A 14,948-nucleotide genomic window follows, 5' to 3' on the forward strand; every position below is an offset into this window, starting at 1 on the left:
TGCACCCCGGCCTCCGTTATTTGCGAGATCATGAAAGACGACGGCACCATGGCGCGCCTGCCCGACCTGCAACTGTTTGCGGCCGAGCATGGCCTGAAGATTGGCACCATCGCCGACCTGATCGCGCACCGCAGCCGGGTCGAGTCGCTGGTCGAAAAATTGGGCACCCGCCCGATCAACACCGCTTTTGGCGAGTTCACCCTTCACGCCTTCAAAGACAAAACCGCACACGGCGTGCATCTGGCACTGGTCAGAGGCCAATGGGCCGCAGGCGACACGGTGCTGGTGCGCGTGCATGAGCCGCTGTCCGTGCTGGACGCGCTGGAGGTCGGTCGCGCCATGCATTCCTGGAGCCTTGACGCCGCACTGGCCCGCATCGCCACCGAGGGCAGCGGCGTGGTCGTGCTGCTCAATTGCGGCGAGAGCCCCAAGCAATTGCTGGCCCAGTTTGACGGCACGGCGCGCGCCAGCCATGGCCCCGAGCGCGGCCGCATGGACTTGCGCAGCTACGGCATTGGTGCCCAGATTCTGCGCGAATTCGGCGTGCACAAAATGCAGCTCATGGGCAACCCGCGCCGCATGCCCAGCATGACCGGCTACGGTCTGGAAATTGTTGGCTATATTGCAAAGTAAGGACCATATGCTTGACGCAAACCAAGGCGCACTGGCCGCCAGTGACAGCCGTTTGAACGGCAAAAAATTGCGCATTGGCATTGTTCAGGCGCGTTTCAACGAAGCCATTACCAACACCCTGGCGCAGGCTTGCAAGGCCGAGCTGCTGGCGCTGGGCGTGTCGGAGAAACACATTGACCTGGTTCAAGTTCCCGGCGCCCTGGAGGTGCCGGTGGCCTTGTTGGCGCTGGCCGAAAAATTAGAATACGACGCGCTGGTGGCCATCGGGTGCATCATTCGCGGCGAAACCTATCATTTCGAATTGGTCGCCAATGAATCTGGTGCCGGCGTGAGCCGGGTTGCACTTGATTACCAATTGCCCATCGCCAATGCCATCCTGACGACTGAGAATCTGGAACAGGCCGTGGCCCGCCAAACCGACAAAGGGCGCGACGCCGCCCGCGTTGCCGTTGAAATGGCCAATCTACTAAGTGACATCTGATGACTGAGCAGCCCACCCAACCCGCCGGCAGCCGCCCACCCCGCCAGTCCCGCACCGGCCTGACCAGTACCGGCGCACGCAAAGCCGGCAGCAAGTCGGACCGTTCGCGTGCCCGCGAATTTGCCTTGCAAGCGCTGTACCAAAGCCTGGTCGGTAAAAACACGGTGGCCGACATCGACGCTTTCACACGCGACTTGGCCGGGTTTTCCAAAGCCGACTCACTGCATTTCGATACGCTGCTGCATGGTTGTACTGAGCAGGCCGCCGCGTTGGATGCGCTGCTGTTGCCGCTGTTGGACCGAAAATTCTCCGAAATTTCGCCGATCGAACACAGCATCCTGTGGATTGGCGCTTTTGAGTTGCAGCACTGTCTGGACGTGCCGTGGCGAGTCGTGCTCAACGAATGCGTAGAACTGGCCAAAGAATTTGGGGGCACCGACGGCCACAAGTACGTCAACGCCGTACTCAACGGCTTGGCGCCAAGCCTGCGGGCCTTGGAGGTCAACGCCGACCGGGGTAAAACCCGCGCATGAAAATCTCCGAGCGCGCCCAGCGCATCGAGCCTTTTTATGTGATGGAGGTTGCCAAGGCGGCGTCCAAGTTGGCCACTGAAGTGGCGCACAGCGCCACGCCCATGATCTTTTTGAACATCGGCGAGCCCGACTTCACCGCGCCACCGCTGGTGCAAGACGCCGCTTGCCAGGCCATTCGCGACGGCTTGACGCACTACACCCAGGCGACCGGCATGGGGCCACTGCGCGAACGCATCAGCGACTGGTACCTGAGTCGCTTCAAGGTCCAGGTGCCGGCCAGCCGCATTGTGATCACTGCCGGGGCCTCGGCGGCCCTGCAGCTGGCCTGCCTGGCGCTGGTCGAATCGGGTGACGAGATACTCATGCCCGACCCCAGCTACCCGTGCAACCGGCACTTTGTCTCCGCCGCCGACGGCAGCGCGGTATTGCTCCCCACCACCGCGGCCGAGCGCTTTCAGCTCAGCGCCGACAAGGTGCAAGCGGCTTGGGGGCCCAAGACCCGGGGCGTGTTGCTGGCTTCGCCCTCCAACCCCACAGGCACGTCGATTGCGCCCGACGAGTTGCGCCGTATCCATCAGGTGGTGAACCAAAAAGGCGGCATCACGCTGGTCGATGAAATCTACCTCGGCCTGAGCTTTGATGCGCAGTATGGGCAAACGGCGCTGGCGCTTGACGACGACATCATCAGCATCAACAGTTTCAGCAAATACTTCAACATGACCGGCTGGCGCCTGGGCTGGATGGTGGTGCCGCAGCGGCTCGTGCCGGTGATTGAGCGCCTGGCGCAAAACCTGTTCATCTGCCCCAGCACCATCTCCCAATACGCCGCGCTGGCCTGTTTTGAGTACGATAGCCTGTTTGAGTACGACCGACGCCGCGCCGAGTTCAAGGCCCGGCGTGATTACTTCATACCCGCACTCAACGCCTTGGGGCTCACCGTGCCGGTCATGCCCGATGGCGCGTTTTACGCCTGGGCCGACTGCTCGGCTGCTTGCCGGGCCCGCGGCGTCAAGGACAGTTGGGACTTATCTTTTGACCTCATGCAACACGCCCATGTGGCGGTCACACCCGGGCGCGACTTCGGCCGGGCGGACGCCCACAATTTCGTCCGTTTTTCGACGGCCAGCGCCATGCCGCAGCTGCATGAAGCCATCTCACGCTTAAAAGCCTATCTGGAACCCCTGAAATGACCCAAGATTTGTCGATCCTGCGCCTGGTACTCAACGCCAGTGTTGTTGTACAACTGGTGATGTTGCTGCTGGTGGTGGTCTCCATGGCCAGCTGGGCGGCAATCTTTCGCAAGCTGTTTGCCCTCAAGCGCGTCAAGCTGCTCAACGACACCTTTGAGCGCGAGTTCTGGTCCGGCACCAGCCTCAATGATTTGTTTGCCGCCGCCGCGCAAAATGCCCGCGACTCCGGCCCCCTGGAGCGCATTTTTGCCAGTGGCATGCGTGAATACCAAAAACTGCGCGAACGCCATATCCTTGATGCCAGCACGCTGATGGACGGCGCCCGCCGCGCCATGCGCGCGAGCTACCAGCGCGAGCTCGACGTGGTGGAGGCCAATTTGTCATTTTTGGCCTCGGTCGGCTCCGTGTCACCCTATCTCGGCTTGTTTGGCACCGTCTGGGGCATCATGCACGCCTTCACCGGGCTGGCATCCATGCAAACCGTGACGCTTGCCACCGTGGCGCCGGGCATTGCCGAGGCGCTGGTCGCCACCGCCATCGGCCTGTTTGCGGCCATTCCCGCCGTGGTGGCCTACAACCGCTTTGCCCACGACATTGACCGCATCGCGATCCGGCTGGAGACCTTCATTGAAGAGTTCTCCAACATCCTGCAACGCAACGTGAGCGCCCAGTCGGCCTCCGGCCACTGAAAGGAGCCCTAGCATGGCCTCAGTCATCAGTCGTGGGCGCGGTCGGCGCACCATCAGCGAGATCAACATGGTGCCCTTCATTGACGTGATGCTGGTGCTGCTGATCATCTTCATGGTCACGGCGCCTTTGATTACCCCCAGCGTGATCGACCTGCCCAGCGTCGGAAAAGCCGCCCGCCAGCCTGACCAGGTGATACAAATCGTCATCGACAAAGATGAATCGATCACCATGAAAGTGAAAGAAAAGTCCACTGCGCTTGGGCTCAAGGGCCTCGCCAGCGCAGTCAAACAGGAACAAAGCGGCGCTACCAATTCTGCGGTGGTCATCAGCGCCGACAAAAATATCAAGTATGAGTCGGTCGTCAAGGTCATGGACGTCCTGCAACGTGCCGGCGCGCAGCGCGTGGGCTTGTCGGTGCAACTGGTCAACTGAGGGTCAGGCGTGCACGCGGCCACTGATCGTCTTGAATTTGCGCCACCGCCCACGCCGGGCCTGCTGCGCTCACTGGCCTTGGCCGTGCTGGCGCACGCATTTTTGCTGGCCGCCCTGACTTGGGGCGTGCACTGGAAGAGCGACGATATCAGCGTCAGTGCCGAGGCCGAGTTGTGGTCGGCCGTGCCGCAAGCAGCGGCGCCAAAGCTGGTTGAGGCGCCACCCGAGCCGGTCGTGGCACCTATCACACCCAAAGCGCCCATGGTCGCGCCTGCACCCAAGCCGCCACCCCCCGTCCAGGCGCCAGAAGCCCGGCCCAACCTGCCTGACCCCGCCATCGCCCTGGAGCGCGACAAATTGCGACAAAAAAAGGCGCTTGATCTCAAAAAACAGCAGGAGTTGGACAAACAACGCCTGGAGAAGCAGCGGCTGGAGCAACTGAAACAAGAAGAATTGAAACAGAAAAAAGTGCAGCTTGAAAAGCAGCGCCTGCAAGACAAGCGCGACAACGACAAAAAAGCCGCAGAAGACAAGAAGAAAGCCGCCCAAGAGGCCCAGCGCAAAGAGGCAAGCCAAGCGCAGGAGGATGCGAAGAAACTGGCAATCCAGCGCAAAGCCAACATCGAACGCATGACCGGCCTAGCCGGGGCCAGCGGCGGCGCCAGCGCACGCGGCACGCAACTGCAGTCCAGCGGCTCGTCCAGCAGCTATGCCGGACGCATCCGCGCCCGCATCAAGCCCAATATCGCTTTCGTCGACGATATCGCCGGCAACCCAGCCGCTGAAGTGGAGGTTCGTACCGCCCCAGACGGCACCATCATCAGCAGCAAGCTCACCAAGCCCAGCGGGCTCAAGGCCTGGGATGATGCCGTATTGCGCGCTATCGAAAAAACCGAAGTGCTGCCGCGTGATGTGGATGGCCGCGTCATTAGCCCCTTGACCCTCGTCTTTACGCCAAAAGACTGAAACAAAGCGTCAAGTACACTCACTCAGAAAAAGTCATGAATCTGTCACGGGAACGGCCCACCGCGCCACCCTCAGCAACAAGGCCCTGCTCAGTGTCCATCGATCCAACGTCAGCCAGCAGCCCGGTACCCGAGCACATCGCCATCATCATGGATGGCAATCGGCGCTGGGCCAAACAACACGGTTTGCCCGTCGCACTGGGCCATGCCAACGGCGCGCGCCAGGTACGCAAAATCGTGCAAGCCTGCGCCAACCGCGGCGTGCGCTACCTCACCCTGTTTGCCTTCAGCACCGAAAACTGGCGCCGCCCGCAAGACGAAGTCTCCAGCCTGATGGGCTTGATGACGCTCTACCTGCAAAGAGAAGTCAAAGACATGAGCGCCAAAGGCGTGTGCCTGAAAATCGTGGGCGATACCTCGGGTTTCAGTGAACGCATTCAAAGCCTGATCATCGAAGCGCAAGAAAAAACCGCGCACAACAGCACCATCACCCTCACCATCGCTGCCAACTACGGTGGCCGCTGGGACCTGCTGGAGGCGATCAAATCGTGGCAAAGTGCGCACCCCGGTGAGTCCGTCAATGGGCTCAATGAAGCCACCCTGAGCACCCACCTCGGCCTGGCCTACGCGCCCGACCCGGATCTGCTCATCCGCACCGGCGGCGAGTCGCGCATCAGTAACTTCATGCTGTGGCAGTTGGCCTACACCGAACTTTTCTTCACCGACACCTTGTGGCCCAGCTTCAACGCAGCCGAACTCGACCGCTCCCTAGCCTGGTACAGCACGCGCGAACGCCGCTTTGGCGGCAGCAGCAAGACGTGATAAGACAATCTGGTTGTGGCCTGTCTGGGCTGTGGGCTTGTCCCCGATTCACTGTACAAATGGCCGCGTTTGGACTAGCGCGCTCGAAAAGGAGGCTTCAGAACCCACGTTTGCCCCTCGTTTCTTCTAGCACTTGCATTACAAGTTGATCCTAAATTCCTCAGTTGCCCGGTCGCCGGGATGAGCGATTGCGATAAATTTGACGACATCAGTGTCGGCAGAACGTAATTCTTTTGTTTGGTTGAGATGATTTTTTCCACGATGTAGCGCACGCGGAGATTGCAGCGCTCCAGGTCTTGCGTGGTGTAGCCACCCCAGCCCCACGGGTTCTTCAGTTCGTCAAAGCCGTTTTCGTAATCGGCGCGGTCGCGGTAGAGTTGACCGATGGCCTTGATCTCGTAGTTGGAGTTGCTCACCAAAACCGCATAGTCCCAGCGTTTGACCGGGTCAGTGTCAATGGAGAGTAACCATGTGCCCAGCACGTCACGCACCTCGGGCGCATTCGGGCTGGTGTGCTCCTGCGGGCAACTCCCCACCCAGCGCTCAAACAGTTGGGCCACTTTTAAAAATTCACCAAAAAACGTCAATTGACACAAGGCGCCGGCACTGGCGTTCTCGTCCCAGCGCACTTGAAACACGCCACCCGGCGTAGCAACGCGCAGATCGCCGCTTTGATGCGGCTGTCCTGCCCGTCGCGGTGGGTGCGAGTGCCAGGTTCTGCCGATGGTCAACAATGCAGTTGTCGTTGGCGGCCGGCAGATAGGCAGTCACTCGCCGCCGCCCCGCGGTCAAAGGGTTCATCAGCTGACCGCCAACTTGAAAAAGCCCCGGCACGCGATGGCCGGGGCTGTCGGTCACGGATTTTCTGCAGGCATCCTATCAGTCAGAGGTACTTTCTGATTCAGTGGTGGTCGCTATTCCGTGCTTCTCGCGCAGGCCGTCGTGAACGATGCCCTTGATCAGAGCGATACCCATCAGCACCATCACCAGACTGAACGGCAGGGCACCGATGACCATTGCCGTCTTGATGGCGCCCAGGCCGCCGGCCACGATGAGACCGCCTACCACGAGCGCCAACGCCGCGCCCCAGAACAGGATGTGCACCCGCGCCTTGGGGCCCTCGTCGCCGGCCGCGTTGATGGTGTTGATGATCAGCACCGCGCTGTCGGCGGAGGTCACCAGGTAGGTCAGCAGCAGCACCACCACCACGACCGACATCGCCCACGCCAGATCCGGACTCAGCATCACGCCCAGCATGGCGAACAGTTGCGACTCCTGGCCCGCCCCTGCAATGGCACCAGCCGCTTTGCCCGACAGTTCCAGGTCAATGGCGGTGCCGCCAACCAAAGCAAACCAGACGAAGCACATGATGGACGGGACAATCACCGCGCCCAGCACGTATTCACGCACCGTACGACCACGCGAGATACGGGCCAAAAACAAACCGACAAAGGGCGCGAAAGCGATCCACCAGGCCCAGTAAAAAATGGTCCAGTCGCCCTGCCAGCCGGCCAGCGCGTCACCCACCGGCGTGCCGTTCTTGGACCAGACGTTGAAGAGATTGCCTGGGATCGAGACCAGGTAGTCCCACATGCCCACGAGCAGGGCCTGCAGGCCAAACAGCGTGGAGCCGAAGATGATGAAGAAGGCCAGCACGAAGAAGCTCAGACCCATGTTGATGTTCGAGAGCCACTTGATGCCCTTGCCGACGCCCGACAGCGCGGACAGCGTAGACGCGCCCATGATCACCAGCAGGGCAGCGATGATGCCGGCCGTGGACGAAGAGCGCGTGCCGTCGGCCGCCGTGGTGTAAAGCCAATCTCCGACGCCGATGCGCGATAGGCCCGAGATGAGCTGCTCCACGCCGAAACCCAAGGTCTGCGACACGCCCAGCACCGTGGCCACCACGGCCACCACGTCCACCACATGGCCCAGCAGCCCAGACATCCACTTGCCAAACAGCGGCGTGAGACCGGAGCGGATCGTCAGTGGCAAGCCTCGGCGGTACGAGCAATAACCCAGCGACAGGCCGACGATCGCGTAGGCCGCCCAGGCGGCAAAGCCCCAATGCGTGAAAGACCAGATGTAGGCGGCGCGCACGTTGCCCAAGGAGCTGGGCTCAGTCAACATCTGAATCGTGGCTGGGTTCTTGGCGAAGTGGTACATCGGCTCGGCAGTGGCGAAGGTCAGCATGCCAATGCCGATGCCCGCGCCAAACATCATCGAAAACCACGAAAAGTTCGAGAACTCTGGCTTCTCATCCGTCAGGCCCAGCTTCAATCGGCCCGAGGCAGGCCAGATCGCCAGGGCCAGGCACAGGATGAGGAAAAAGGCCGTGGCATAGATGTACCAAAAGCCGAACGACGCCAGAATGGTTTCGTTGATGCCACTCAAGAAGGTGCTGGACCGCTTTGGGAAGATCATGGCCCAAAGAACGAGCGCTGCGACCAGTAGCTTGGCCGAGATCGTCACATGCTTGGTGAAGCCGCCGTAGAAGCCGCCGTCAGCGGTTTTGATGGGTAGATCCATCAAGGGGGGTTTGAGAGCCATGATTGCATTCCTTTCCACGGTATCCGGTTCGCCCAGCCGTCATTGTTGTCTAAAAATAAGGCGACGCCCAAATCTAGCCGACAACACGAGCAGGACCCCCGCGAGAAGCTTGGGCCGAAGTGAAATTGTAAAAGGATGTTCGTCGCGCTTGCCTGGCGTTTGCGGGGAGCCAGCGCCAAGTCGGCAACCTGATGAGGGTCCCCGATTGGCTGAAAACTGAAGTTCCGGCTGCAATCGGCCGCAAGCCGACCTCAATCGGAGTGTGGTAATTCGCGCAAGCACTCGCACGCCTGCGGAGAAATACGCGGTTACGGCCTCGTCAATGAGCGTAGCGACGACGGCCGCGAGGCGGCAAGACCGACGAGCAAAGTCAGAGACGGCCTAGATGACGCCGTGCCACTGCAGGCAGGACTTCCATGCTCTTATTCCATTTCCATATCAATAGGATATGTCGTTGCTTCGCCTTGCCGTGCTAAAGCACTGTCTGCGGCTTCGCGCCTAATCTCCTATCGATCTGAAAACGGAATTATTGCCCAGGCGGTGCAGGCACACGCCGGGCCCATAGTCGTCGCAGCAGCTTTCGACCTTCGCTGAACCAAAGCACCCCGCTGGCCATCGCCACACATACGCACCACTGGCCCACCGAGAGCGGCACGGTACCAAAGGCGAGGTTGAGGAAAGACAGGTGCACGACAGCCACCTGCAGTGCTGCGGACAACGACACCGCTGCCCACAGCCAGCGGTTCGAGAACGCTGCCCGGAAAGCGGATGCAGATTCCGAGCGCGCGTTGAAGCAGTTGAAGAGCTGCGTCAGCACCAGCACCGTAAAGGCGGCGGTGCGCGCCAGTTCCAAGCTGTGCGGGCCGGTGCCCAGCCAGCTGTCCACCGGCTCGATCAGCCCGCCGGGCAGGAACAGGTCCAGCGTCAGCAAGGTCAGTGCCGCCATCACGACGCCGCCCTCAAGCACGCCCAGCCCCATGCGGCCATCGATGATGCGCTGACTGCGCGGGCGGGGCTTGCGCGCCATGACGTCTTCGGCGATCGGGTCTACCCCCATTGCCAAGGCAGGGCCGGTGTCGGTGATCAGGTTGATCCACAGTATCTGTGTGGCCAGCAGCGGCAGCACCACCGCGCCACCCGAGCCGGTGGCGGTGGCCTTCAGACCAATGACACCGGCACCCACCACGCCCACAAAAACCGTCAGCACTTCAGCCAGGTTCGACGACAACAGGTAACGCAGGAACTTGCGGATGTTGTCGAGCACGCCCCGCCCTTCGCGCACCGCCAGCACGATGGTGGCGAAGTGATCGTCAGCCAGGATCATGCTGGCCGCCTCCTTCGCCACCTCGGTGCCCGCCACGCCCATCGCCACACCGATGTCGGCGGCCTTCAGCGCGGGGGCATCGTTGACGCCGTCGCCCGTCATCGCCACCACGTTGCCGCTTTCCTGCAGCGAGCGCACGATGCGCAGCTTGTGTTTGGGCGCCACGCGGGCGAACACCGAGGTCTGCAGCACGGCTGTGGCAAAGGAGGCGTCGTCTAGCTTGTCCAGATCGATTCCCGTGAGCACCGATGCACCGACGTCGACGATGCCGAGATCGGCTGCAATGCGCAACGCCGTGCGCGGGTGGTCTCCGGTGATCATGATCACGCGGATGCCGGCCTGGCGGGCCTGGGTAACGGCCGCGGCGGCCTCCTTGCGCGGCGGGTCGATGATGCCCACGGTGCCGAGATATTCCATGTCCTGTTCCAGCGCGGCCGCATCCTTGGCATCGGTAGGGATCTGCGCGTCAGGTGCCAGCGTGCGGCGCGCCACGGCCAGCGTGCGCAGCGCGTCATCGGCCATTGCAGCCACGTCGGCCAGTACCTGCGTATGCAGGGCGGGATCGAGCGCCACTGTGGCCTCACCCCGGCGGGCGCGGGTGCAATGCGCCAGCAGTACATCGGGCGCGCCCTTGGTAAAGAGCACGTGTGCAATGCCGTCGGCATGGTCCACCACGAGCACCGACATCATTTTGCGCTGCGAGGTGAAGGGGATCTCGCCGATGCGCTCAAAGCGCTGTTGGCTCTCAGGCGTGGCGTTGCCCAGCTTGCGCTGCGCCACCAGAAATGCCGCTTCGGTCGGGTCGCCCTGGATGACCCATGAGCCAGAGTCGTCTTGCTGCAGCTGGGCATTGCCCGCCAGGCTGCCGCCGCTCAGCACCGCCTGCAGTTCGTCTCGCAAGGGGCCTTCCGGTACATCGGCGCCGGATTGCTCGGCGCGCCCTTCGGGGGCGTAACCCACGCCGGTGATGTCGATGCGCCCCGAGGCCGTCATCACGCGCTGCACCGTCATCTCGCCGCGCGTCAGCGTGCCGGTCTTGTCCGACGCGATGACGGACGCCGATCCCAGTGTCTCGACCGAGGCCAGCTTCTTGACGATGGCGTGGTGGCGCGCCATGCGGCGCACCCCCATTGCGAGCACCACCGACAGGATCGCCGGCAGGCCCTCGGGCACGGCGGCCACGGCCAGCGACACGCCGAGCAGCAGTATCGTGACAACATCGGCTACGCCATGGATGTCCGAGATCAAAAGGATCGTGGCCACCACAACGGCGGCGACGCCCAAGGCCGCGATGCCCAGCACCTTGCCCAGGTGCGCGATCTCGACTTGCAGCGGCGTGGGCGCGTCGGGCGTGGTGTCGAGCAGCGTGGCGATGCCGCCCATCTCGGTCTGCATGCCGGTGGCTGTGACGACGGCGCGTCCGGTGCCCTGCGCAACCGCCGTACCCTTGAAGACCATGTTCAGCCGGTCGCCCAACGCCGCAGGCCCCGGCAGCGGTGCCACGTCCTTCAGTACAGCCTCGCTTTCGCCCGTTAATGGCGCCTCCAGCAGCTTCAGCGCGGCGGCCTGCACCAGCCGCGCATCGGCGCCGACGGCGTCGCCCTCGGCGAGCACCAGCACGTCGCCCTTGACGAGTTCGGCGCTGGGCACCCGGGCCACCGCGCCGTCGCGCAGCACGTTTGAGGTGGCGGTGGTCATCTTTTGCAGCGCCGCCACGGCCTGGGCAGCCTTGTTCTCCTGCAGCCAACCCAGTACCGCATTGAGCACCACCACGGCGGCGATGACGATGGCATCCAGCGGCCAGCCGGCTGCCCCTTGGCGGCCCCGGCCGTCGAACCACCAGGCGGCCAGGGCCACAGCCGCCGCCGCACCCAGCAGGTAAACCAGCGGGTCCTGAAACTGCGCCAGCGCGCGGCGCCACCGTGGCACGGGGGGTGCCGCGCGCAGTTCGTTGGGGCCGTCCGCATGCAGCCGGGTGGCTGCCTCCTCGGCGCCGAGCCCTCGTTCCAGGTCGGTGCCGAGCGTCAGAGCCAACTCGGCAATACCGATCAACGACAGGTCGTCAGATGGCGCACTGCGCCGCGCCTGGACAGAATCTTTCGGAGGCACTACTCAGCCAGCGCAGGCGCGCCTGGCCAGTACCCGGCGCGCCCGTAGTGCTGGTACACGGCGATTTCCATCTCGCGAGCGAGCGGCAATGTTGGGTCGTATATGGGCGCCTGCTTCAGGGCGTCACGCGTCAGGTCGACAGCGACGATTTGTTCCGCCCAGCTTACGCTCTTGACCCACTGCGGGGCCACCAACACGTCGTGACCGAGCCACCAGTTGCTCGTGTTCACCACCAGGTATCGGATGGCCCAGCTTTCGTCGTCAACGAGCATGCCCTGCACGTGCCCAATCTCGCCATCACTGGCTTCAATGTGGTACCCGACCACGGAATTGCAGCTGCGCAGATGCGGGTCGCTCTCACTCTCAATCTGGCGCTGGCGGGCTTCGGTTCGTGCCTGGGCGGCGTCCACCTCCGCGCGCGCTGCTGGGTCAGAACCGTAACCCGCGTATTCGGGCAGCAGCATGTTTGGATACCCGCCTCGGCCCCACAAACCCAGGCCACCCCAGTAGTAGGGATAGCTGTAGTAGTCGAGATAGTCGGTCTCGTGCTGCCGGGTGACCGGCATATTGGTGTCGATGTCGGGGCTGTTCTTGACTTGCTCCCGGGTTAGCGAGACTGGCAAGCGCTTGTGTTCCCAATCCGGCTTGCCGGTGGCGATCGGCGAGATCAACACCTTGCGGCTTGACAGCCACGAGCCAGCATCGACGACGAGGTAGCGAATCACCCAGGCGTCGTCATCAAAGTAGAAGTCCGTCACGTCCCCGATGGCGCCATCCGTGGCACCGATGGAGAGGTTCTGCAGGTCTTTGGTTTGGTGAAGCATAGTTTTCTCGCTTTCAAAGGTTTCGGACTCAGATTGTTCGACAAGAACAGGGCCAGTGGAAGTGCAACAAGGCGCATGGCCAATGGACGATCGACCCAGCGTAGGGGAGTTCAAAGCACGAGTCTGTGCGTTGTCGCACAGACTCGGTCATCATCGCGGCGCAGCGCAAGGAGATCGCCGATATGAAAGCCTTGATCCGCGAGCTGAACCGGTCGTGCGCAGCTGTACGGCCGGCAATGTCGGCGTACGATTGGTTCAGCGGCCAGGCGCTTTCGATGGTTTGAACGGCTGCGGCGCGCCGGTGGAGCCAAGCACCTTGCCGGCGACATCGCGGCTATACATCGATTCGTCGGTGTCGTGGAATGTCGCCCGCGTGTTCCGCACGCTGCCCGAGTTGCGAGGGTCCTGCGGGCGCTCGTGACTGTTCATGTACAGCGCCACGTCCCACGCCTGCTCGCCGCGCGTGTAGTCGCGCCCTTGCGCGGGTGCAGGCAGTGTCGAATAGCCGCGCCCGGGGAGCTTGGGGTCCACCGCCGCACCGGTCGCAAGCCAGTAGGCGTAGCTCTCCAGCGCGACCAGTTCCGGTGCGCCCGACGGCGGCGCCTTGCCGTTCATGCTGTATTCGAAGCAGCTTTGCAGCCGCTGCTGGAACGTCGATACGCTCTTGGTCTTGCTGCGGTAAGCGGGGTAGCTGACAAATGCCGCCCACAATGGCGACGCGTCCAGTATCGACGAAGATTTCGCGGCCGCGCCGGATCACGTCGCCGAACTCGCCGGTGGGAAGTTGCGAATCCGAAGGGGGGCGGAAAGCCGCACGCACGCCCGAAGCAGCGCCCGACGGCGCTACCAGTTCGGCGTGCGGGGGGTCGCCCGCGATGTCCTTGGATGCCGCAGACGCGGACGCCGACGCAGGGACATCGGGAGATGCCTGTCTGAGTGCCGCCAGCTTTCGCTGGGTGTAGGCATCCATGCCCCAGTAGTCGAAGGCGCCGACGCCACGACCACCCGGTCCATGGCACTGTTCGCAGGCCGGCAGCGTGTCCGACCAACGTCCGCGCGTGGCCAGCGTCGCACCGACCGCGGGTGCCAGCGCGGACGCCGCGGTCGCGACCACGCTGACCTTAGGCGCCGAAGTCGACGACGGCATCGACGCGGTTCCGCCAAACGGCATCGAGGCGTAATGCGATGCCACAGCTTTGCGGTCCGCCGCCGACAGGGCCTTGGCGATCGGCATCATGACCGCGCTGGAGCGGGCGCCCTCGGAGAAGGCCTCAAGTTGTCGCTGCAGGTAGCTTGCGCCCAAGCCCGCCAGGCGGGGAAAGCCCGCGGCGGAAACGCTTTCGCCGGCGCCCCCATGGCAGCTTTGGCACGCGGCGGCCGACCCGGCGCCTTTTTGGGCGATCGTTGCGCCATCGGCATGGGCGTTCGTGCTCAGCACGATCCCGAACACCACCCAGGATAGATTGCGGCCTAGCGTCATGTGTCGCCTGCCGCAGTCCCGGGAAAGTAGAAATCCTTAACATCAACGATGGCGCCATTGGTGGCGACGAAGGGTGAATCCAGCAGGTCCTTGGTCTGGCGAAGCATGGTGCTCTGGCTTTCAACGTTCTGGGCGAGTTCATGGTGCGCGTCTGTGCGCCATCGCACAGTGCAACCCCATCGCCGACGCGAGGTCCACCTCGTCGTGTCGTCGGTGCCTTTGTGCGGTACCGAACAGCGTGCTACTGTTCGATAAGTTACGCTACACCCCTAGTTCAGCGCCAGCATGGGCGCTTCGTTCGAGGCTAACTGGTTGAAGTGAGGCTTCTTGAAAACACTGCTATTGAAATACTGGGATCGCCTTCGATCCAGCTTATGGTTCGTACCGGCGGTCATGGCATGGCTGGCCGTGGCACTGGCCTTCGGCGCCGTCGAGCTCGACAAGGCTGTCGACGAAGACTGGCTGCAGCGCCTGAGTTGGAGCTATTCAGGGGGCGCCGAGGGCGCCAGCCTGCCGCTGGGCACCGTGGCCGGGTCGATGATCGCCATCGCCGGGACCGTGTTCTCGATGACGCTGGTGGCGTTGTCGCTCGCCTCGTCCCAGTTGGGCCCCCGCCTGCTGCGCAACTTCATGCGCGATACCGCCAACCAGGTGGTACTGGGCACCTTCGTGGCCACGTTCGTGTACTGCCTGCTCGTGCTGCGCACCATCCGGCGCGCCGACGAGGTGACCTTCGTGCCGCATCTGTCCGTGAGCATCGGCGTGTTGCTGGCCATGGTCAGCATCGGGGTGCTGATCTACTTCATCCATCACGTCTCGGTCTCGATCCAGGCCGATGAGGTCGTGGCACGGGTCGGCAGGGAACTGGAGGACGGGATCGACAGGCTGTTTCCCGGCCACCTGGGCAAGCCTGGA

At 62.9% G+C, this 14,948-nt stretch carries 16 protein-coding genes and 1 pseudogene; 10 read left to right on the forward strand and 7 right to left on the reverse strand.

Annotated features, from left to right (window positions below; all coding sequences use genetic code 11):
- The 8 genes from GZ093_RS16940 to uppS all read left to right on the forward strand — a co-directional run.
- Nucleotides 1-633: 3,4-dihydroxy-2-butanone-4-phosphate synthase (locus tag GZ093_RS16940; RefSeq protein WP_296488165.1), on the forward strand; the 633-nt coding region annotated here is incomplete at its 5' end.
- A gap of 7 nt (nt 634-640) precedes the next feature.
- A complete protein-coding gene (ribH, locus tag GZ093_RS16945) occupies nt 641-1,114 on the forward strand; it encodes a 6,7-dimethyl-8-ribityllumazine synthase (RefSeq protein WP_296488168.1) in 474 nt (157 codons plus the stop codon).
- On the forward strand, nt 1,114-1,647 hold the full coding sequence (gene nusB / locus GZ093_RS16950; RefSeq protein ID WP_296488171.1) for a transcription antitermination factor NusB: 534 nt from the start codon (nt 1,114-1,116) through the stop codon (nt 1,645-1,647). The genes ribH and nusB overlap by 1 nt, the downstream gene beginning before the upstream one ends.
- Nucleotides 1,644-2,837 carry a pyridoxal phosphate-dependent aminotransferase gene (locus GZ093_RS16955; protein WP_296488172.1) on the forward strand — a complete coding sequence of 398 codons (1,194 nt, stop codon included), beginning with the start codon at nt 1,644-1,646 and terminating at the stop codon, nt 2,835-2,837. Before nusB ends, GZ093_RS16955 begins: the two co-directional genes overlap by 4 nt.
- On the forward strand, nt 2,834-3,526 hold the full coding sequence (gene tolQ, locus GZ093_RS16960; RefSeq protein WP_296488174.1) for a protein TolQ: 693 nt from the start codon (nt 2,834-2,836) through the stop codon (nt 3,524-3,526). Before GZ093_RS16955 ends, tolQ begins: the two co-directional genes overlap by 4 nt.
- 13 nt (nt 3,527-3,539) lie before the next feature.
- The gene (gene tolR, locus GZ093_RS16965) at nt 3,540-3,959 is read left to right on the forward strand and encodes a protein TolR (protein ID WP_296488176.1); all 420 of its coding nucleotides are present in this window, start codon (nt 3,540-3,542) and stop codon (nt 3,957-3,959) included.
- Nucleotides 3,960-3,968: 9 nt separating this feature from the next.
- Nucleotides 3,969-4,925, forward strand: coding sequence for a cell envelope integrity protein TolA (gene tolA / locus GZ093_RS16970; protein WP_296488178.1), 957 nt, complete (start codon nt 3,969-3,971; stop codon nt 4,923-4,925).
- Nucleotides 4,926-5,017: 92 nt separating this feature from the next.
- On the forward strand, nt 5,018-5,746 hold the full coding sequence (gene uppS / locus GZ093_RS16975) for a polyprenyl diphosphate synthase (RefSeq protein WP_296488181.1): 729 nt from the start codon (nt 5,018-5,020) through the stop codon (nt 5,744-5,746).
- A gap of 74 nt (nt 5,747-5,820) precedes the next feature.
- On the opposite strand, the gene GZ093_RS16980 is transcribed toward uppS, so the two are convergent.
- The 5 genes from GZ093_RS16980 to GZ093_RS20865 form a co-directional block, all read right to left on the reverse strand.
- Nucleotides 5,821-6,477 carry a hypothetical protein gene (locus tag GZ093_RS16980; RefSeq protein WP_296488183.1) on the reverse strand — a complete coding sequence of 219 codons (657 nt, stop codon included), beginning with the start codon at nt 6,475-6,477 and terminating at the stop codon, nt 5,821-5,823.
- Nucleotides 6,478-6,625: 148 nt separating this feature from the next.
- Nucleotides 6,626-8,296: a BCCT family transporter gene (locus GZ093_RS16985; protein ID WP_296488186.1), complete on the reverse strand. Its 1,671-nt coding sequence runs from the start codon at nt 8,294-8,296 to the stop codon at nt 6,626-6,628.
- Between the two features lie 526 nt (nt 8,297-8,822).
- Complete coding sequence (locus tag GZ093_RS16990; protein WP_363260993.1) at nt 8,823-11,729, reverse strand: cation-translocating P-type ATPase; 2,907 nt, start codon at nt 11,727-11,729, stop codon at nt 8,823-8,825.
- On the reverse strand, nt 11,729-12,553 hold the full coding sequence (locus tag GZ093_RS16995) for a PRC-barrel domain-containing protein (RefSeq protein ID WP_296488187.1): 825 nt from the start codon (nt 12,551-12,553) through the stop codon (nt 11,729-11,731). The genes GZ093_RS16990 and GZ093_RS16995 overlap by 1 nt, the downstream gene beginning before the upstream one ends.
- Before the next feature lie 255 nt (nt 12,554-12,808).
- Complete coding sequence (locus GZ093_RS20865; protein WP_363260996.1) at nt 12,809-13,264, reverse strand: hypothetical protein; 456 nt, start codon at nt 13,262-13,264, stop codon at nt 12,809-12,811.
- Nucleotides 13,265-13,590: 326 nt separating this feature from the next.
- Between GZ093_RS20865 and GZ093_RS17005 the strand changes: the two genes are divergently transcribed.
- On the forward strand, nt 13,591-13,734 hold the full coding sequence (locus GZ093_RS17005) for a hypothetical protein (protein WP_296488195.1): 144 nt from the start codon (nt 13,591-13,593) through the stop codon (nt 13,732-13,734).
- Between the two features lie 59 nt (nt 13,735-13,793).
- On the opposite strand, the pseudogene GZ093_RS20870 reads toward GZ093_RS17005, so the two are convergent.
- Both GZ093_RS20870 and GZ093_RS17010 read right to left on the reverse strand, forming a co-directional pair.
- Nucleotides 13,794-14,033: pseudogene (locus GZ093_RS20870) on the reverse strand (c-type cytochrome); the annotation flags it as partial.
- Nucleotides 14,030-14,200: a hypothetical protein gene (locus tag GZ093_RS17010; RefSeq protein ID WP_296488189.1), complete on the reverse strand. Its 171-nt coding sequence runs from the start codon at nt 14,198-14,200 to the stop codon at nt 14,030-14,032. The gene GZ093_RS17010 and the pseudogene GZ093_RS20870, both read right to left, overlap by 4 nt.
- 160 nt (nt 14,201-14,360) lie before the next feature.
- On the opposite strand from GZ093_RS17010, the gene GZ093_RS17015 reads away from it, so the two are divergent.
- Nucleotides 14,361-14,948: DUF2254 domain-containing protein (locus tag GZ093_RS17015; RefSeq protein ID WP_296488192.1), on the forward strand; the 588-nt coding region annotated here is incomplete at its 3' end.

Origin of the sequence: Rhodoferax sp., from assembly GCF_010365055.1 — a bacterium.
In the GTDB taxonomy this organism is placed as follows: domain Bacteria; phylum Pseudomonadota; class Gammaproteobacteria; order Burkholderiales; family Burkholderiaceae_C; genus Rhodoferax.

What these genes read in the sequence shown, in the direction of transcription:
- ribH (WP_296488168.1), top strand. Translation starts at nt 641, where the DNA reads ATGCTTGACGCAAACCAAGGCGCACTGGCCGCCAGTGACAGCCGTTTG.
- tolR (WP_296488176.1), top strand. Translation starts at nt 3,540, where the DNA reads ATGGCCTCAGTCATCAGTCGTGGGCGCGGTCGGCGCACCATCAGCGAG.
- nusB (WP_296488171.1), top strand. Translation starts at nt 1,114, where the DNA reads ATGACTGAGCAGCCCACCCAACCCGCCGGCAGCCGCCCACCCCGCCAG.
- GZ093_RS16955 (WP_296488172.1), top strand. Translation starts at nt 1,644, where the DNA reads ATGAAAATCTCCGAGCGCGCCCAGCGCATCGAGCCTTTTTATGTGATG.
- tolQ (WP_296488174.1), top strand. Translation starts at nt 2,834, where the DNA reads ATGACCCAAGATTTGTCGATCCTGCGCCTGGTACTCAACGCCAGTGTT.
- GZ093_RS16995 (WP_296488187.1), bottom strand. Translation starts at nt 12,553, where the DNA reads ATGCTTCACCAAACCAAAGACCTGCAGAACCTCTCCATCGGTGCCACG.
- GZ093_RS16985 (WP_296488186.1), bottom strand. Translation starts at nt 8,296, where the DNA reads ATGGCTCTCAAACCCCCCTTGATGGATCTACCCATCAAAACCGCTGAC.